12 protein-coding genes are annotated in these 19,147 nt (G+C 39.4%); 3 read left to right on the forward strand and 9 right to left on the reverse strand.

The annotated features are described in order from the left end of the window. Nucleotides 1-7: 7 nt before the first annotated feature. From QP420_RS02400 to QP420_RS02410, 3 genes are all read right to left on the reverse strand, one after another. Nucleotides 8-3,571 (reverse strand): UPF0182 family membrane protein, encoded by a 3,564-nt coding sequence (locus tag QP420_RS02400; RefSeq protein ID WP_481616441.1) that lies wholly within the window; start codon nucleotides 3,569-3,571, stop codon nucleotides 8-10. A 142-nt stretch (nucleotides 3,572-3,713) separates the two neighbouring features. Further along, nucleotides 3,714-5,003 carry a uracil-xanthine permease family protein gene (locus QP420_RS02405; protein ID WP_060786535.1) on the reverse strand — a complete coding sequence of 430 codons (1,290 nt, stop codon included), beginning with the start codon at nucleotides 5,001-5,003 and terminating at the stop codon, nucleotides 3,714-3,716. A 342-nt stretch (nucleotides 5,004-5,345) separates the two neighbouring features. Then, complete coding sequence (locus QP420_RS02410) at nucleotides 5,346-5,714, reverse strand: DUF488 domain-containing protein (protein WP_481616442.1); 369 nt, start codon at nucleotides 5,712-5,714, stop codon at nucleotides 5,346-5,348. A 239-nt stretch (nucleotides 5,715-5,953) separates the two neighbouring features. Between QP420_RS02410 and QP420_RS02415 the strand changes: the two genes are divergently transcribed. Then, entirely contained in the window at nucleotides 5,954-7,015 is a 1,062-nt protein-coding gene (locus QP420_RS02415; protein WP_060786533.1) for a YeiH family protein, read from the forward strand. Between the two features lie 151 nt (nucleotides 7,016-7,166). Here QP420_RS02415 and QP420_RS02420 read toward each other — a convergent pair whose 3' ends face one another. From QP420_RS02420 to QP420_RS02435, 4 genes are all read right to left on the reverse strand, one after another. Then, entirely contained in the window at nucleotides 7,167-7,985 is an 819-nt protein-coding gene (locus QP420_RS02420) for a L,D-transpeptidase (RefSeq protein ID WP_481616443.1), read from the reverse strand. Between the two features lie 115 nt (nucleotides 7,986-8,100). After that, nucleotides 8,101-9,189, reverse strand: a complete 1,089-nt coding sequence (ychF, locus tag QP420_RS02425) for a redox-regulated ATPase YchF (RefSeq protein WP_060786531.1) — start codon at nucleotides 9,187-9,189, stop codon at nucleotides 8,101-8,103. Between the two features lie 56 nt (nucleotides 9,190-9,245). Further along, nucleotides 9,246-10,049, reverse strand: coding sequence for a pyrroline-5-carboxylate reductase (proC, locus tag QP420_RS02430; protein WP_060786530.1), 804 nt, complete (start codon nucleotides 10,047-10,049; stop codon nucleotides 9,246-9,248). A gap of 136 nt (nucleotides 10,050-10,185) precedes the next feature. Next, the gene (locus QP420_RS02435; RefSeq protein ID WP_464404883.1) at nucleotides 10,186-11,565 is read right to left on the reverse strand and encodes an alpha/beta fold hydrolase; all 1,380 of its coding nucleotides are present in this window, start codon (nucleotides 11,563-11,565) and stop codon (nucleotides 10,186-10,188) included. Between the two features lie 129 nt (nucleotides 11,566-11,694). Here QP420_RS02435 and QP420_RS02440 point away from each other — a divergent pair, with 129 nt between their 5' ends. Together QP420_RS02440 and QP420_RS02445 are read left to right on the forward strand one after the other, a co-directional pair. After that, complete coding sequence (locus tag QP420_RS02440) at nucleotides 11,695-14,235, forward strand: sensor histidine kinase (protein WP_481616444.1); 2,541 nt, start codon at nucleotides 11,695-11,697, stop codon at nucleotides 14,233-14,235. Nucleotides 14,236-14,253: 18 nt separating this feature from the next. Next, on the forward strand, nucleotides 14,254-14,973 hold the full coding sequence (locus QP420_RS02445; RefSeq protein WP_060786527.1) for a response regulator: 720 nt from the start codon (nucleotides 14,254-14,256) through the stop codon (nucleotides 14,971-14,973). 143 nt (nucleotides 14,974-15,116) lie between these two features. On the opposite strand, the gene QP420_RS02450 is transcribed toward QP420_RS02445, so the two are convergent. Then, entirely contained in the window at nucleotides 15,117-17,810 is a 2,694-nt protein-coding gene (locus QP420_RS02450; protein WP_481616445.1) for an ABC transporter permease, read from the reverse strand. 17 nt (nucleotides 17,811-17,827) lie between these two features. Beyond that, nucleotides 17,828-18,655 carry an ABC transporter ATP-binding protein gene (locus tag QP420_RS02455; protein ID WP_481616446.1) on the reverse strand — a complete coding sequence of 276 codons (828 nt, stop codon included), beginning with the start codon at nucleotides 18,653-18,655 and terminating at the stop codon, nucleotides 17,828-17,830. Nucleotides 18,656-19,147 lie beyond the last annotated feature (492 nt).

The following is a 19,147-nucleotide window of genomic DNA, read 5'->3' on the forward strand; positions in this document are numbered from 1 at the left end:
TTTGCTTTTACTTTCCAGAGTCTTCTTTAATAGCATCACTAATCGCATCGCTTAGCTCTTTTTGAGCTTTGCCATACGCTTGCCAATCTCCAGATTTCATTGCAGCATCCGAATCTTTTAGTGCTTGAGCTGCTCGCTTAAGAGCCATTTTTGCTTTTGCACTAAAATCAGATTTAGCATTAGCATTTTTATTGCCATTTTCGCTAGTCTTACTCGAATCTTTTTGCTTAGGATTAGAAGCAATACTGTTTGCGCCAGAATTATTGGAAGCGTCGCCAGCGTTTGCGCCAGAGTTTCCTCCAAACACTTGGTTTAATGCTTCATCCAAAGTGTCTGCAAATCCAACTTGATCTCCAAAAGCAACAAGCACCTTCTTAAGTAATGGGTAGCTCGTAGATCCGCTAGACTGAACGTAAACTGGCTCTACGTAAACTAATCCACCGCCAAGTGGCAATGTAAGCAAGTTTCCTCGCTTAACCTTAGTTGATCCAGATTCAAGCAAATTCAACTCTTTAGAAACATTTGCATTAGCGTTAAAGTTGTTTTGAGCCTGGCCAGGGCCTGGAACATTGGAGACCTTAGGCAATTCTTGAAGAATTAGCTTGCCGTAATTCTCACTGACTTTTCCAGCAACATTTCCAGCATCGGAATCTACCGACAAGAATCCAGTTAGGATTTCTCGAGTAATCTTTCCAGCAGGAATGTATGTAGAAACAAGCGAGAACACTGGCTTATTTGCCCCTCGGGTTTGCAAAGTCAAATAATATGGAGGTTGCAAAATGTCTTCTCGCTGAAGACTTTGAGATTCTGTAGGATCTACTGGAGTCTGCCAGAAGTCTTCTCCCGAGAAGAACTGACTTGCACTATCAACATGGTACTTTGCAAGCAAATGCCTTTGTACCTTAAACAAGCTTTCTGGGTATCTAATATGACTCATCAAATCGCCAGAAATCTTAGAAATATCGTGATAGTGCCCTGGGAATATTGATCTCCAAGCTTTAATCACAGGGTCCTTTTTATCCCACACATACAAATCAACAGAGCCGTCATAAGCATCAACCGTTGCTTTAACGGAATTACGAATGTAATTTGCACGCTGATTAGTCAAACCCTTAATCGAATGAGATGTTGTTGTTGTAGAATCCTGAGTTACTTTTCCAAAATCAGTCATCTGCGAATACGGGTAGGAGTCGGACGTTGTGTATCCGTCAACAATCCACTTAACTCGTCCGTCCACAACTGCTGGGTAAACGCGCCCGTCTAAAGTCAAATATGGAGCCACTTTAGAAACGCGAGTCTTAGGGTCGCGATCATACAAAATCTGGGAATTTGCGGTAACTCTATCCGAGAATAAGATTTGATCGGATTCAAAACGAATAGCATGTAGCAACTTAGAGAAGAAGTTGCCAACGCTTGGTCCGCCATTTCCCTTAAACGTTGTTAAAGCACCATTTGATCCAGTTGGATAATCAAACTCCCAAGGAGCAGTGCCTTCTTTAGACCCAACAATCGAATACTTTGGAGCGTTTGGAGAGAAGTAGATGCGCGGCTCATACTTCTTTAACTTTGTAAGCTTTCCTTGAGTTGGAATTCCATACTCCATAAATTGCGGCTGGCCGTCTGCAGTAACCTTATTGCCATAGGCCGCAACAATGCCATATCCGTGCGTGTAAACAGTGTGGTCGTTAACCCAGTTTCGATTATCGTTTCCAGCTAAATCAAGCTCTCTTGCAGCAATAACCGTGTCTTGGCTCACGCCGTCAATATCGTACTTATCTACAGAAAGCGTATCTGCAAAAGTGTAGTATTGCTTAGATTGCTGCAATTGTCGGAAAGTTGGAGAAGTAACTTGAGGGTCTAAAAGCCTGATTTGTGCAGTAGACTCCGCTTCTTTTGCTAGCGCTCCCGACTTTCCTTTAGAAGTAGCGTTATACGATTCTTTTTTAACATTATTTAAGCCATACGCAAACTTAGTTGCATCTATATTTCGCTGAATATAAGTGGCTTCTAATTCCTGGGCGTTAGGCGCCACCTTAAAGCGTTGTAAAAGAGCAGGCCAAGCTAAAGACAACACCATTGCGCATACAACAAGAGACGCAACAGCTATAACAGGCGTGCGCCAAGCTTTAACAGCTACAGCAAATCGTGTGCCAATTTTTACACTTCCATTAAGAGCATGAGATTTTAGCAACCACGCTGTTATAACTACACCAACTATAAGTGTGATTACTGCCATTGCAATGCTAGAAGGAACACCTGCATTCATATCTGTGTACAATCCGCCTGTAATCCTACTTCCATCTAGGTTTACAACCGCAAACACATCTAAGATTTGCAAAATAGACCAGAAAATAATAACGAGCATAAACCATGCGGAAATTTGACGCCTTGCGCTTTTTGTTATGTTAAAAATACCCTTGCCGCCTATAGGTAGCGTAATTCTTACAGCTCCCATCAAAACATTTGTTATAACGCTAAACAGTAAAGAAACAGCAAGAAGAACAATAAACGCTCTAATAAAAAGTCTTAATCCTGGCAACACAAACACATAGAAGCCGTTATCAAATCCAAATTGAGGATCTTTAATACCAAATGGCTGGTAATTAAACATAAGAAGAATCTGCACCCAATGACTGTAGAATTGCATTCCAAACACAGCGCCTACAATCAAAGACACAACTCCCGCAACATGCATTGCGAGCTTAGAGCTTATTCCCTTTTTAGTGTTTAAAACATTACCGCTTTCTTTAACATACACACCGTCTTCGCTTCCAGGGCGTTTTTTAATCGCAATAAATGCAGATAAATAGCCAAACGCAGCCATAAGCAGAGCATACAAAGCCCAAACGCCGATTTTAGCGGCTAGTTGGATCCAGATTACGCTTTCGAATCCAAGTTGCGCATACCACATGCAATCGGTTATAAACTTTGCAAGGCCAAAAACAATTGCGCATACAAAAGCTATTGCTACTACGATTGCAGCAAAAATCCAACGCCATTTTCTTGATTTTCCAACAAATTTATTTACATCAAAATCTATTCTCATATAGTGATTATTCTCCTTACTATTTGAGTTTTTTCTATCGCTTTTATTGCCTTTAGCGTTATTACTGATATTGCTAGTATCGCTTTCACTATCTTTGCTAGTATCGCTATTTTTTGGCAAATCGTCTTTGTTTTCTAGTTTTTTCTTAGCTTCTAATATATCGCTAAAGAGGTCACCAAGGTCATCATCGTCACTATAATAGTCTGCCAAATCTTTTATTTTTTTTGCAAACTTTGAAGAAGTCTTATCTTTGTTTTCACTATTAGACTCATCTTTAGACTCATCTTTAGCAACAACATTTGCATTGCTATTATCTTCATCAATGCTTTCTACAACTACATCTTGGTCAATAGAATCATCTGCAGAAGTATCGGCAAAATCATTATTTTGATTGCTCTTTTTCTTTCCATCGCTTGAATAATCGGAACGCTTATGCACTTTAGTGTTTTTAGGTTTTTTAGCCATATAAGCGCCAAAAGCCGCCCATGCAACGCCAATGAGTATTTCTATAATGACTTTCAACATAAGGTTAATAATACTATACTAATTATTCCCAATCTACTTGTTGTGTTTGCTGTGTAATCAAAAATAATTACAAAAAAGCGCGCTCGCAAAAGTAGCGAACGCGCCTAATTTGATTAGATTAAATCAGATTAAAGCATTTAAGCTAAGCAACATCTGGATCGTCTTTAGCGATTGTTCCAGTAAGCTTTCCGATTGCCTTCATTACGTGGTAAACAACCAACACAACAACAGTGCCGATTGCAATACCGTTGAACTGAATTCCAGAAACAGCAAACTGGAAGTTAGCAATACCAATAATCATAACGATTGCAGCAATCATAATGTTAACTGGCTTATCGAAGTTCACCTTGTTTTCTACCCAAATGCGCACGCCAATCATGCCAATCATGCCGTAAAGCAAAGTGGTTACACCGCCCAAAACGCCTGCTGGAATGGAGTTTACAATTGCACCAAACTTTGGGCAAAGGCTTAATACGAATGCAAAGAATGCAGCGCACCAGTAGGCAGCGGTAGAATACACTTTTGTTGCAGCCATAACGCCAATGTTTTCGCCATAGGTTGTAGTACCGCAACCACCAAAGCAGCCAGCGATTGCAGTGCCCAAGCCGTCTGCAAACAAAGCCGTACCAATCTTGGAATCGTAGTCGCGGCCAGTCATCTGAGCTACAGACTTAACGTGACCAACATTTTCTGCAATAAGAACAAGAACCACTGGCAAGAACATAAGCAAAACAGAGAAGTCAACTTGCGGAGTGTGGAACTTAGGGAAACCAATCCAAGCTGCCTGCTCAATCTTGCTAAAGTCAACTTGACCCTGGAAGCATGCATAAGCGTAGCCAACAAGAACGCCAAGCAAAATGTTCAATCTTCCAAGAAGACCACGGAAGACTACTGCAATAAGCATAACCGCAATCAAAGTAACCAAAGCGGTATCTGGAGCCTTTTGGAAGTTGCCCCAAACAGCTGGACCCAAGTTAAAGCCAATGATTGCAACGATTGCACCGTTAACAACAGGAGGCATAATAACGTCAATCCACTTTGCTCCAGCAAAATGCACAAGCACACCAATTAGCGCAAGAAGAATACCTGTGCACATAATGCCAAAGCTTGCTACAGCAATGCCCTTATGCGCAGCGGTTACAGCCATAACAGGTGCTATAAGACCAAAAGAGCTTCCTAAATAACTAGGAAGCTTATTTGCGTTAATCAGTAAGAACAATGCTGTGGAAAGAGCCGTGAACATTAAAGTGGTCGACGGATCAAATCCTGTAAGAATTGGCACTAAGAATGTTGCGCCAAACATAGCAATAACATGCTGAGCACCAATACCAGCAGTACGAGTCCAGGTTAAACGCTCGTCTGGCTCTACTACTTCCCCAGGCTTCAAAGTTTTTCCATCGCCATGAAGCTGCCATGTAAACAACGATTTCATTGTTTTCTCCTTGTGTAAAACAAGTTCATATGTATGTTGTGATTGAAAAAACAACCACCAAAACGAGCGCCAGCTTAAAAAAAAAACAAGCACTACTTGTGCGCAGGTTTGGCAGCTTTTGCAGAGGCTATACCAACCGCCGCCCCTAGCCAAGTGGTCATTCTAATGTACTAATCACAAAGTGTCGAGACAATTTTAAAAATAACAAATTTATAAATTATTTTTATTGAAATATCAAGGAAAATCGGTGTGTCGAAAACACAACAAACAGCACTAATCGTTACTCATAAAAGTTTATAAACATAAACTTTTGCTTATATATTAGATTCGCTTATTACAATCTTAATTCTGCAAAACATTTTGAATGTAATCTTTTAATACAATTGCATGATTTACACGCGGATCTTTCGCTCCATATAAAAACGTTACTTTTTTATTTTTTCTACATATATCTACGATTTGGTTTACACAATCTTGATTCTCGTCCAACTCTTCAATATAACGATTGGCAAATTCTTCGAAACGCTCAGACTTATGCCCAAACCATTTTCGCAGATCACTTGATGGAGCAATATCTTTACACCACAAATCAAGATTTGCCTTTTCTTTACTTATGCCTCTAGGCCACAATCTATCTACTAATACTCGAAAGCCATCATGTTCATCAAATGATTCATAAACGCGTTTAATTTGAATATTAATATTGCACATAATTACCTCTTTAACTACATACAATAATTACACAATTATGATTTTTTTCAACAAGATTTAATTAAGCGCAATCTAAATGGGACTAATACAAAACTACGATATGTTTTTATCAAATATGTTTTATTCTGTGATTTTTAATATAGGTGTGTCGATTGCCATAGCAACAAAATGCTAGAAAATGTGTAATATCTTTGAATTTTTGTTAATTTTTGTCCGATTATGGGAGAATAATTGGCTAAATGGTTAATTTCTTTGATACATGGAAAAAGAAAATCTGCACCACAAACATGGCTCTTATAGCTGTGCTTACACTTCTAGCTTCCTTAATTGGCAGCTGGCTCAAGCAGTTCCCAGGCCTAAGCCTTTTGGGAGCTCTTATTATTGCGTTGCTTATTGGCATGGCTCTGCAGCTGCCTTTACACGTATACAAACTGAACAATGATTCCAGACGAGCAGGCGTTAAAGCATCTGCTGGCTTAATCGCAAATAAACTACTTAGACTTGGCATTATTTTGCTTGGCTTTAAGCTAAATTTGCACGTTCTATTTACTCAAGGATTAAAGTGCTTACCTATTGCAGCCGTTCTAGTTGCCGTTATGGTATGCATTACATACAACATTGCAAAATTCCTTAAGGTTAGCCCACAACTTGCAATGCTAACCGCAGGAGGCACAAGCATTTGCGGAGCTGCAGCTGTTATGGGCCTTTCGGGATCTATGCCAGTGCTTCCGCAAGAAGAAGATGAAAAAGAACAAAACGAGGTTATGGCTGTTGCAACCGTTGCAATAATGGGCACAATCTACGCTTTGGCAGAAATCTTTATTCTTCCTCATTTTGGAATGACTAAACAGCAGCTTGGAATTGCATCTGGAGCCTCTCTCCACGAAATTGCACACGCTGTTGCAGCTGGCGGAGCTTTTGGAAGCATTGACGTTGCAACAATCATGAAGCTTACTCGAGTTCTTATGCTTGTTCCTACATCAATCTTTATTGCAATTTGGTGGAATGCACGTCACAGCCAAGTAGAAGATAACGGAAAGCGCAAGATTAACTTCCCATGGTTTATGCTTGGCTTTATTGCAGCATCTGTTATTGGAACCTACGTGCCTTTTGTTTCGTCTTACGCATCTCTACTTGTAGACGCAGGATACGTGTTCCTTGGAATGGCTATGGCTGCTCTTGGAATCAACGTAAACTTTAGAGTTATATTTAAGCAGGGAAAAGCAGCATTCTTAGCAAGCTTCTTGGCTTCTATAGTTCTAACAGCCTTGGCTTGCGCAGCTAGCGTTTTGTTCTTCTAACAAAACGATTAAGCTAAACAATTTAGCTAATCAAAACAAATAAGAGGATTCTCATTTGCGGAATCCTCTTATTTTTTATTGTTTTTATTGTTTTTTATTTTGTATAAAGCTTAACCGATTATTCCACGATTATTCCAAAATTACTCCACTATTATTCAATGTGTACTGGTGTTCCGTCTGGAATATTCGAGTAAACCCAATTTGCATCTGGAACGCTTAGTCGAACGCACCCGTGCGATGCAGGAACCCCAAGTTTTTGCGCCTCTTCTACAATATAATCGCCAAAATTAACGCGAGTTGGAACAGAATGGAACAAGTACTTTGCGCCTATAAAACCAACCCAGTAGTCTCCGCCCATTCCTTCGCTGCTATTGTAAAAGTGATATCCCCTGTGCCTTATTTTAAAATCACCCTTAGGTGTGGAATTATTTATTCCAGAGCTAACAATCATTGTGTATATAAGATTGTTATTTTTGTAAAAATAAACGCGTTGCTTTGCAATATCAACGTTTATGCGTAAATTGCTTGCATCAACTCCAGCTATTTGTGGGTAGGCTCCGCCTGTAGAAATCTTCCATAGATTAGAAAAATCAATTGCATTTGCATTCTGATTTTTCGCATTGGAGTTATCTTTTGACTTATCTATAGACTTTAATGGCGTCTTTTTTGCTTTAAACTTTGCGCCAACATTATTGTTTTTCCCACTCTTTACACCATTTAAAGTGGAATCAAGCTTATCTGACTTAAAATATTGCTTTCTAATATTTACAAAAATACGCTTATTTGCTTCTTGAACAACATGCGATACTTGCAATCCAACAAAACCAAAGAAGACTAAAACAATTAGAACAGCGAGCGCACGCTTGTAGAAAATTCTGCGATTTTTTGGAGATTTTAAGCTAATAATATATTTCACAAATCGCGCAATAAGCGACTTTAAAACGCTTTTTAAAGCATAAAATATATTCATAAAATCTCCATAAGTAAACAAAATAAAAAGGCGCCACTTCAATACTACAGTATAGTGCCTGAGCAGCGCCAAATTACACGTTATTTGATTATTTATATGATTATTGTCTAACTAATCACACATTGAATTTAAATTCAACAATGTCTCCATCTTGCATAACGTAATCGCGGCCTTCAAGGCGAAGCTTTCCTTCCTCCTTGATTTTTGCCATAGAGCCTTGAGCTTCAACAAAATCATTGTAAGAAACAACTTCGGCTTTAATAAATCCACGCTCAAAATCCGTGTGAATAACGCCTGCAGCTTGCGGAGCCGTCCAACCCTTATGAATCTGCCATGCGCGAACTTCTTTAACGCCAGCCGTCAAATAGGTTTGAAGACCTAGAATATCAAAGCCCACTCGCGCAAGCTGATCCAATCCAGATTCTGCTAAACCAGCATCTGCAAGCATCTCTCTAGCATCCGCCTCATCAAGCTCAGTAAGCTCCGACTCAAATTGTGCGTTAAGGAAAATCGCCTTTGCAGGAGCCACAGATGCTGCTAGCTTAGACTTCAAAGAATCATCCGAAAGCTCCGAATCGTCAACGTTAAACACATAAATAAAAGGCTTAGCAGTAAGCAAGTGTAAATCGTAAACGTCGTCTTTATTAATCAACTTCTCATTATGAGCCTGATCAATTGTCTTGCCAGATTCAAGAATTTCTTTAGCTTTGTTCACTGCGCCAACGTATTCTTGAGTAACTTTTTTGCCACGCAAATCTTTTTCTAACTTTGGCAAAGCGTTCTCAATGGTCTGCAAATCTGCAAGAATAAGCTCCGTGTTGATTGTGTCAATATCGTCTGCAGGATCTACCTTGCCATTAACGTGCACAATGTCATCATCGTTAAACGCACGAACAACTTCGCAAATGGCATCCGCTTCGCGAATATTAGCAAGGAACTTGTTTCCCAAGCCTTCTCCCTCGCTAGCACCCTTAACAATTCCTGCAATATCAACAAATGTAACTGTTGCTGGAACTATTTTTTCTGTGTTAACAAGCTTTGCTAAAACAGGCAAACGTTTGTCTGGCAAAGGCACAATACCAGTGTTTGGCTCGATTGTTGCAAATGGATAATTTTCCGCTAAAACGTTGTTTCGTGTTAGCGCATTAAACATAGTTGATTTACCAACGTTAGGCAAACCTACGATTCCAATAGTTAAAGACATATTACCTACTTTAGACCAGCTAGCGGAAGTGACTACACCACTATACTCGTATTGTTTTATTTTTGTTGAATTGCATCAACCGCGCTAATAACATCTCCCCTAAAACCACACGATTCTAGCTTTGCAACACCTCGAATCGTAGTGCCACCAGGAGAGCATACTGCGTCTTTCATAGCGCCTGGGTGAACACGCGTATCCATATACAACGCGCCTACCCCTTCAATCATCTTTGCAGCCAAACGATATGCGCAATCTCGCTTTAGACCATACTTTACGCCAGCATCCGCTAAAGCTTCCATGTACATAGCAGTAAAAGCCGGAGCGCAACTAGAAACGCACATTGCAATATTCATATGCTCGCTATCTACTCGCTCAACTAAAGAAATCGGATTAAAAATAGCGTTAAAAGCTTCTAGTTGACTATCTGTTAGCGTATTTTCGCTTTCGGCTAAAGTAACTCCTTGGCAAACTGCGATTGGCGTGTTTGGAATAATGCATTGCACGTTAGCATCTTTGCCAAGTAAATTCTGGTAACGCTTAAGACTCCAGCCTGCTGCAACAGAAATAACAGCGATTTTTTGCTCCACAATAGTTTTTGCAATAGGTTGCAAAACTTCTTCAATCTGATTTGGTTTTACAGCCAAAATTAAAACATTGCTAGAATCGCATACCTCTCGCACGCTTTTTAACGCTTTTACGCCAAATTTGCTTGTATTACTAACAAGTTTTTCAAAGTGCGCAGCGCTTGCAACCATATCTTTGCCTTGCAAAACATTAGCGCGAATCAAGCCTTGAGCAATTGCTTGAGCCATGTTTCCAAAGCCAATAAATCCAACGGTTCCAATTGAGTTAGAACTCATTAACAAATCCCCTTAATAAATAAACACTAACTTTTTATTAAGTATCTAATCATTTGTACATATAACTTGTATATCTAATCATTTGTTAGGTACTTTAATCAAAGTTACTTATCGCTTATATTACTTATCACTTATATCACTTATAAATAGACTCCAAATCTCCACGATTCTTTGCCTCTTCTAACAAATGACGGAACACAAAGTCGCCATGAACACCATCGTGCTCAAACTCGTTAGTTGTCCAATAATGAGAGTTAGAAATGTGAGACAAAGTGTCTAACTGAAGACCAGAATCAACATACAAGTCGTCGAAGTAAACCGCTGCTTGCAAAGGAACTTCGTTATTTGCAAGCTGATCTAAATCGTAAATCTTGCCAAATTGCATATCACTCATCATGCAATCAACCGCTGGCAAGAACGGCTGCAATGCCTTTTGCTGATCAAACATCCACGGGAACACAGCTTCACCAGTAAACAAAAGCGGACGCGCGCTGCCAGCAAACTCTGGCATTGTTTCTCGAACTTGCTGAGCTGCCCAACGAATTGGATGATCTAATTCACCATCCGCATAAATGAACTCTTGAAGCGGCCAATATAGCGGACTAGAAGACGTTGCGTCCATAACACCATAAAGAAACTCGTCGCTTAAATAGCCGTCTGCCGTTCCACCACCATGCTTAAACGCCTTAAGAGAGCCATCTCCATCCGAAAATGCAGAGTCAATCAACCAATGAACTCTTTCAAAGCTTGGCTTCATGCCAAAAGAAGACCCAAGAGTTTGGAATCGCTCAACGGTTAGCTTTTCGCCATTAGGCAAGAAAACATCTCCTTGAGAAATCCTATCTGCAATAGCAGCAGCGCGCGCAACATCCTGCGGATAACGCTCATAGAATTGCTCAGTTTTACGAGCCATACGCGGGAACGTGTGCTCGTAAACTTCTAGAGCATTAGCTGGAACGTGAGGAATACCGCCCGTTGTAAAGCTTGCGAGTAAGCCCTGTGGGAAAAGAGACAAATACGTAAGCGTTAAGAATCCGCCATAGCTTTGACCCAAAGAAACCCACGGCTTTGCGTTAAACTCAGTTAAGCGCAAATGCTCAAAATCGCGAACAATAGAATCTGCTAAGAATCGCTTTAAGTACCATGCTTGACGCTCTACACTCACGCCGTCGTCTGCCATGCGCTTAACTGTAGAAGCATCTACTCTAGAAGAGCGCCCAACGCCACGCTGGTCTGGAAGAACAACACGAAAATGCTTAATTGCCTCTTGAATCCAGCCATCGCTAGACGGCGAAAGTGGACGAGGGCACTGTCCTCCTGGGCCTCCTTGCAAAAATACAAGCAAAGGCAAATCGTCATGCGCATGTTCTGGAGCGCTAATAACCCTGCAAAATAGGCGAATCGTCTCACCTTTAATAGAATCGCCTGGAGTGTTTTGCTCCCAATCTAAAGGAACATCGATTGCGCGCTCTTCTACATACAATCCTGGTACGTAATACTTTGCTAGCAGTGCCATTGTAAACATTCCTTTCTGCACTCGCATGCTACATTGCAACAACAAATCACATACGCAAACTCGCACTCTTATATAAATCATACTAAAGTTCGATTGTTCTATAAAGTGCCGTGTACTAGCCTAGTAGTTATGAAAATATCTCACACGTTTAACAGAGCTATACAACGCTTACGCACTGAGCTTACGCTAAACGATATATTGTGGGGCATTATTCCGCTTATTCTTTTTATGCTTTCAAGCAATCGTTATACTATAAGCAATGTTGACGGATTCTTGACGCAAAGTTCGCTACTTACAACCTATCTTATAAATATTGTTGTTGCATCATTACTTTCATTACGAAAACTATGGCCCGAACACACAGCTGTTGTTTTTATTGTTGCATGCATTGTGCAAGTAATATTTGGTCCAGCTCAACTTTTTGCTGATTTCTTTGGTTTTGTGCTGCTTGTTAATGCTATTGCTCGCGGAAATCCAGAACATTCAAAAGCTTTTGTTATTGCAGCTTACGTAACAACAGTATTATCTTGCGCAGCAATATCGTGGAATATTGTAATGGGGCCAATATATGGCATCAATCATTTAAAAGCTAGTTATTCTTGTAGCGTAAAAAATATAAATAGTAGTAACATAAAAAACTGCGTTTCAATTATACTTGATTTTGCAATTCCTAATATAATTTTTGCGATTATTATTACTACAATTACGGTTATTATTGGCTACTGGCAGCGCACTCACGTGCATACGATTCAACTTCTACAAGAGAACAATAACGCTATTCGCGCGTACCGAAAGAAAGCTCAGCATATTGCTGTTACTGCAGAGCGTGCAAGAATCGCCAGGGATATGCACGATATTGTTGCTCACACGCTTTCTATTATTATTGTTCAAGCAGACGGTGGCCGTTATGCCGCAACACAAGATATTTCTCTTGCTAAAAAAACAATGCATATTATTAAAAACGAAGCCGAGCGCGCCGTTCACGACATGCGTCGACTGCTAGAAGCTTTAACAGACGCTCCATCCGCTCAATTGGATTTCAATCACATACCTTCGCTTATTGAGCAAGCAAAAATCGCATCTCCTAAAAATATTTTTTGGCACACTGTTGATGGCATAAATTCTTCTAATAAACTCAACAAAGATGCACAAACCGTTGCATACCGCGTTGTTCAAGAATCTCTTACTAATATTCGGAAGCATGCAGGAAACGGCATCAAAATAAACATTCACGAACAGTGGAACGAACAAGGCTTAACACTAAAAATCACAAATGAAGTACACAAGATTGAAGTTAATCAAGAGCAAAATAGTGGTGTGCCACATAAAAATGGTTATGGTTTGATTGGCATGAAAGAGCGCATTGAAAATCTTCATGGAACACTTGATTATGGAATACAAAACAATGGAACATTTAGTGTTGTTGCTTTTATTCCATACTCTTACAGCACAGATCAATCAAACAATACTGCTTCTGCACTAAATAGTATTCCTAACGTTACTTATAAAAACGTAAAAGCTAATAATCCATTATCAACGCAAGAAAAACCAGCAAATACAAGCGATAAAACCTCATCAAAAGTTTTGCCAGAAGCAAATAATTCACAAAATAGGATTGAAAAAGTATCACAATGGTTTGAACAACATTGGCTTATTGGCGATGTTATTTATGCAGCACCTTGGACTGTTCTAATGCTTTTTATACCAACTTACGATTTTACTGTTGGAACTGGAATGACTTCTGGGTATTCAAGCTCGCTTTCATTACAAATACTTTATAGAATACTTACGCTTACTACTATGATTCCATTTATGTTTCGTAGAAAAGCTCCAACAACATGCGCAATTGTTGCAGCAGCATTTTCTGCAATACAACTTATATGCTTGCCTAATATTTTATTTGCTAATTTCTTTATACCAACCATTGTTTATGCGGCTGTGCTCTATGGCAAAAAGCACGCATGGCAATGGGTTAGCGCAGTAGTGCTCGCCGAATCTGCTATTTTTGCTGTAAAAATTGGTGTTGCATCAAAAAATATTCCACAAAATGAAACTCCAATACGATTTTTTGCATCTAATGCGTACACAACCAATTTTTATGACATTATGCAAATGGCGTCCGTAGGATTAGTTTTTGGTTTCATAGTTGCAATAATTTGTTTTACTGCCATTGCATTTGCTTATTACCGCAGAAACGATGATAATAATTTGCTGATTCTAAAAACACGCAGAACAGAACTCGAGCAAGAGCAAAAACAGCTAGAAGTACTTGCAGCAAATGCCGAAAGGCAGCGCATTAGCGCAAATATTCAGCAAAAAGTTGCAGTTACATTGCATAAAGTAATTGATGCTGCAAACAGTGGAATCGATATGCTAAATAAATACGAAAAATCAAATAGCAATGCAGAAAACCTAAAGTCAACAAAACTAAAGCAAGAACAAGAACTAGAGCAAGAGCAAATTGAAGCAATTAGTAAAGCTTTTAAAAACATTGGAGATGAAGGTCGCTCAGCACTTAGGTACATGCGAAAACTACTTGGAATTTTGCGAGAAACAGGTTCAAGTGTTAATTCATCAAATAATGGTGCAAATGTAACTGAGATTGCGGTTCGCCCCGCTCCTTCGCTTGATGAACAAATTCAACACAGGCTTGCAAACAAACACGAATAAATTGATAGTATGGAAAATATGGAAAATATGGAAAACAATGGAGTAATTCGAGTCGCAATTGCAGACGATCAGGAGCTTGTGCGCGCAGGATTTACTATGGTAATCAACTCGCAAAAAGACATGCAAGTTGTTGCGCAAGCTTCAAATGGCAATGAAATTGTAGAAATTGCGTCAAAGGAAAATCCAGACGTTATTTTGATGGACGTGCGCATGCCTAACATGGACGGTTTGGAAGCTACGCGCAAAATATTGCAAGAAGATGCTAACGCCAATACGCGCATTATTATTTTAACTACTTTTGATTTAGACGAATATGTTATGGCTGCGATTCATACGGGCGCATCGGGATTCTTGCTTAAAGATACAGAGCCAGAAACATTGCTTAATTCAATACGGACTGTGTATCAAGGAAACGCAATTATTGCTCCAACTGCTACAAAGCGCTTAATTGAGTCAATGATCTCTAAGCCTAACGATGAAGAAAAATCAAAAGAAGAGATTGCGACTAAAAACGAGCAAAGCGCAAACACGTACGATTCTTGCTTAAATGATTTAACAGATCGCGAGCGCGAAGTTCTTGTAGAGATTGCTCACGGACTATCTAACCAAGAGATTGCTAATAAACTGTTTATCAGCTTGCCAACAGTTAAAACGCATGTTGCGCATATTTTGGGAAAAATCAACGCAAGAGACAGAGTCCAAGCTGTTGTGTTTGCTTACGAGAACAGTCTTGTTTAATCATTTTTATAAAAATAAAAAATAATGCGACTGTTCTTATAAACAATAAATCTTTTCTATAAAAAATAATGCGGCTGCAAATTAATCAATTCTTGATTGAATGATTAAAATTGCAACCGCATTTTATTTTGCGTTTCTAGCGATTAGTCCTCCGCGAGCGCAACTACTGGCGAAGACTTCACTGCTCTACGAGCTGGAAGCACACTGGAAAGAAGCGCTGCAAGCAAAGCGATTAGAGCAAGAACCGCGTAAATAGTCCAATCAACTACAAACGGAACTTTGCCAATTGTGCTAAATACCATGTAGGATCCAATCCATCCAAACGCTGTTCCAACAATCAGGCCAGAAACAGTGCTTGTTAGGGAGATCAACGTTGCTTCCAACGCAAGAGATCTTCTAACCTGGCCTCTTGTCATGCCTATTGCGCGCAAAGTTGCAGATTCTTTAGTGCGCTCAATAACAGACAAGCTTAATGTGTTTGCAACGCCTATTAAAGCAATCACAACAGCTACTGCTATTAAGCCAACAAGCAACATCATCATTATGTCGATAGCACTCTCCCACTGCGCTCGCTGGAACACGCTTCCACCAGCCATAACCTCCGCATAGCTAGATGTAGTATTTCTAATATTTTTAACAATATCTACAAGATTAGCTTTGCTAGAGTCTACCGAAATGAGCAAAATATGCGTTGTAGGCTTAAGGTAGTTATTGAAGTAAGATTTGCTAACAAAAGCAGTATTCCTTGAATATATATTAACATTTCTATACTTCTTAAACTGAACTTGCTTTACAGTAATGCTCTTATCGTTATTACTCGGGTCTATATTCATGCCAGTAAATGGCGTAATATTATTACTGTCTGTTTCATCAGAACTGTACTTTTCTACGTAAGCTTGCAGATTAAGGTTTCCTTTTTTAAGCTCAAAAGGTTCGCCGTCTTCGTTATTAAACTTAGGCAAAAGTATAGAATCTTTGTTTATGTTAACGCCATCAAGGTCAGTGTGCATTACATTTTTAAGTTGATTTACATTATCAACTCCAGCTGCCATAGCATACTCAGTTTCGCCCTTAGCGTTCTTAAAAGTCATAGGAACTGCAGGAAGCAACTCAGTATGCTTTATTCCACTAATCTTTGAAATGTCGGCAGCTAAAGATTTATCAACATTCTTGCCTTGAATAATAATGTCAACACTGTAACGGTCATCAACAACACCTTTAAGCGTTGCTTTACCACATATTGCGCCAGTTACTACCGTTGAAACAAGCGTTACGCCAATAAGCAAAGCCGTTCCAGTTGCCGCAACTCTTCTAGGGTTTCGTTGCACGTTTGCGTTAGCAACCTTAGATGCGGGCCCACAAAGCGCCATGATTGCGCCAGTTGCCTTCATAGCAAACGGCATCCAGAATATGGCTGTCATAACAATACCAATAAAAACAAGCGCACAACCAAACATTGATCCAAGCAAAGTCATCCAAGAATCAGAACCAGCAGTAGGCGACTTCCTCGCAATCATGCTTGCTAAAGAAGTAGCACTTAAAGCCGTAGCTAAAATGCCTACAACAATAAACACAACGCCAAAAACAGTGCGAATAATGCTTGCACGCTTATCTTTAATCAAATCCATTGGTCGTAGCGCTTCCATAGGCGTTACTTTTGTAGCAGATCGAGCAGCACTCATAGATGCAAGAACTGTTACAATCGTGCCAATTGCTATTGGCCAGACAACCGCTGGAAGCGAAACAATCAAAGGAATCTTAGATAACGGTCCAGAATTAATATTCACGTTACTAATTGCGCCCATAAATCCGATTGCGCAAAGCACGCCAACAGCCGCAGAAATAACTCCAAGTATTGCAGCTTCAAGCAAAACTGCTGCATAAAGCTGGTGCGATTGTGCGCCGATTACACGCAAAAGCGCAAGAGTGCGTCTGCGTTGAGCAACCAGCACTTGGAATGTGTTTGCTATAACAAGCGAAGAAATAAGCAACGCTAGAATACCAAAAGATAGCAAAAACATAGTCACAAAATTAGTGCCGTTAGACACATTTCTAACAGCTCTTACACCAACTTCGTGCCTAGACATAAGAGAAAATTGCTTTGGAAGCAAAGCGTTAATCTTAGGAGATAAATCGTTTATTTTAGATTCATCAATACTCATGTACACTTTGCTTTGCACAACTTGATTGTCAAAATTCTTAATATTTTCGAGTTTTGCACAAAAATCGTTCGTTATGCCACCAAGATATGTGCCACGATTTGAAAATGGTATTTGAGAATGTTCTCCATCGTCTACAAGACCAACCACACGAACATCGTACGATTTTTCTTTATCTCCGCCAGTGTCATCTACTTTAACCAAAGTTATAGTATCGCCAATATTTGCATGTATTGATTTAGCAATACTTTTAATAAGCGTGATTTCGCCTATTTCTTGCGGATCTCTACCTTCTGTTGATTTATACACAGGAAGATTTCCATACAAACCATTAGACCAAGCGATACTCGTAACTGATTTATCACCTTTTTCTACTCTTACAAGCGCAGTCGCATCATCACTACGAATACCGTTGACACCAGGCATCTTCGATATTTCGTCTAAATGAAGGTCTTTATAATGAATTTCACTACTAGGAGAACTGTTAGGATTCTTAAATGATATTGCATAATTTGCGCTAGTGAATTCATCTGTTGAGTTGCGAACCATCAAGTCATCAACGCTGTTTGCAAAAAGCAAAGTAGCGCTCATAAACATGCTGCCTATAAGAATTGCAATTCCAGAGGCGATTAGCATGCGTACGCTTTTGCGCATAAGTTTTAGTGCGATTTTCCACATTCTAACTTCACCACCTTTTATTGCAATTGAGCAGACTGATTATTAATACCAGCTTCGCTGCGTTCCATAAGCATCTTGCTCATGCCTTGCGCAGTAGGATTTTGCACGTCTTCAACGATTTGACCATCTGCAAACACAATTGCTCGATCCGCGTAAGAGGCTGCAACAGCGTCGTGAGTAACCATAATCACAGTTTGACCAAGTTCCGTTACAGACTTCTTCAAGAAATGCAAAACTTCCAAGCTGGAAGCAGAATCGAGATTGCCAGTAGGCTCGTCTGCAAAAACTACGGAAGGCTTAGAGATTAAAGCTCTAGCAATTGCAACGCGTTGTCGCTGACCACCAGAAAGCTCAGCAGGCCTATGCTTTAAGCGATCTTGCAAGCCAAGAGTATTAACCAAAGTATTAAACCATTGCTTATCTGGCTTTTTACCTGCCAAAGTAAGAGGCATAAGAATATTTTGCTCAGCGCTAAACATTGGAAGAAGATTAAAACTTTGGAAAATAAATCCAACCATTTCTCGGCGCATAAGCGTAAGCTGCTTATCGCTCATACCTGTAATATCTAGGCCATCTACCAAAACTTTTCCAGAATTAACGCTGTCAAGACCAGCTAAAGAATGCATTAAAGTTGACTTTCCAGAACCAGAAGGGCCCATAATCGCCGTAAACTTGCCGCGCTCGAAGCTAACGCTAACATCTCGCAGAGCGTGAACAATGCCTGCACCCTTGCCAAAATCTTTAACAACATGCAAAGCTGCAACCGCAGTCTCGCCAATCAAACCTTCTTTAGCAGAATAATTCATTTGCGTAAAACGCGTATCTTCACTATTTTCAACATTCATTTTGCACCTCACATACTTCTGTGATTACCTTACAATTACAATTTACGTGATTAAAAACGCATTCTCTATAGTGCGTAGGGCTGATATTTTCATTGAAATAATAAGATTTTGCTATTAAATTTTGATATAAAAATGCTCTTATATAAAATCGTCATACTTTAGTATGAGAACTCAGTATTAAAACTTAAATTTGTGTTTCAAACAGATTATTTAATGCAAAATAAATCAATTTGGCAACTACAACACCTTTAATTAAAGAATTTTTCTTAATATGATTAATATTTTTCCTTCAAAATAAGCAATGCAAATCATGCGAGCAATTTTTAATAAATGTGCTTATTTATATCTAAAATAAATAAAAATACGTAAATTTAGTTAGTTTATGTTCATTTTAATTATTTATTTGTTAATTTTAGTAACAAAACACTTATTTAACACACTCGCCAAATGTCATGCAATATTGTAAAATATTAATCGACTACCAAAAAATGG

The sequence above is a fragment of the Bifidobacterium sp. UMB1197 genome, from assembly GCF_030217745.1.
GTDB lineage: Bacteria > Actinomycetota > Actinomycetes > Actinomycetales > Bifidobacteriaceae > Bifidobacterium > Bifidobacterium vaginale_B.

Bases quoted from the DNA above. Each gene is read 5' to 3' on its own strand.
- QP420_RS02440 (WP_481616444.1), top strand. From the start codon at position 11,695: ATGAAAATATCTCACACGTTTAACAGAGCTATACAACGCTTACGCACT.
- QP420_RS02400 (WP_481616441.1), bottom strand. From the start codon at position 3,571: ATGTTGAAAGTCATTATAGAAATACTCATTGGCGTTGCATGGGCGGCT.
- QP420_RS02450 (WP_481616445.1), bottom strand. From the start codon at position 17,810: ATGTGGAAAATCGCACTAAAACTTATGCGCAAAAGCGTACGCATGCTA.
- QP420_RS02420 (WP_481616443.1), bottom strand. From the start codon at position 7,985: ATGAATATATTTTATGCTTTAAAAAGCGTTTTAAAGTCGCTTATTGCG.
- ychF (WP_060786531.1), bottom strand. From the start codon at position 9,189: ATGTCTTTAACTATTGGAATCGTAGGTTTGCCTAACGTTGGTAAATCA.
- QP420_RS02455 (WP_481616446.1), bottom strand. From the start codon at position 18,655: ATGAATGTTGAAAATAGTGAAGATACGCGTTTTACGCAAATGAATTAT.
- QP420_RS02410 (WP_481616442.1), bottom strand. From the start codon at position 5,714: ATGTGCAATATTAATATTCAAATTAAACGCGTTTATGAATCATTTGAT.
- QP420_RS02415 (WP_060786533.1), top strand. From the start codon at position 5,954: ATGGTTAATTTCTTTGATACATGGAAAAAGAAAATCTGCACCACAAAC.
- QP420_RS02435 (WP_464404883.1), bottom strand. From the start codon at position 11,565: ATGGCACTGCTAGCAAAGTATTACGTACCAGGATTGTATGTAGAAGAG.
- QP420_RS02405 (WP_060786535.1), bottom strand. From the start codon at position 5,003: ATGAAATCGTTGTTTACATGGCAGCTTCATGGCGATGGAAAAACTTTG.
- QP420_RS02445 (WP_060786527.1), top strand. From the start codon at position 14,254: ATGGAAAATATGGAAAACAATGGAGTAATTCGAGTCGCAATTGCAGAC.
- proC (WP_060786530.1), bottom strand. From the start codon at position 10,049: ATGAGTTCTAACTCAATTGGAACCGTTGGATTTATTGGCTTTGGAAAC.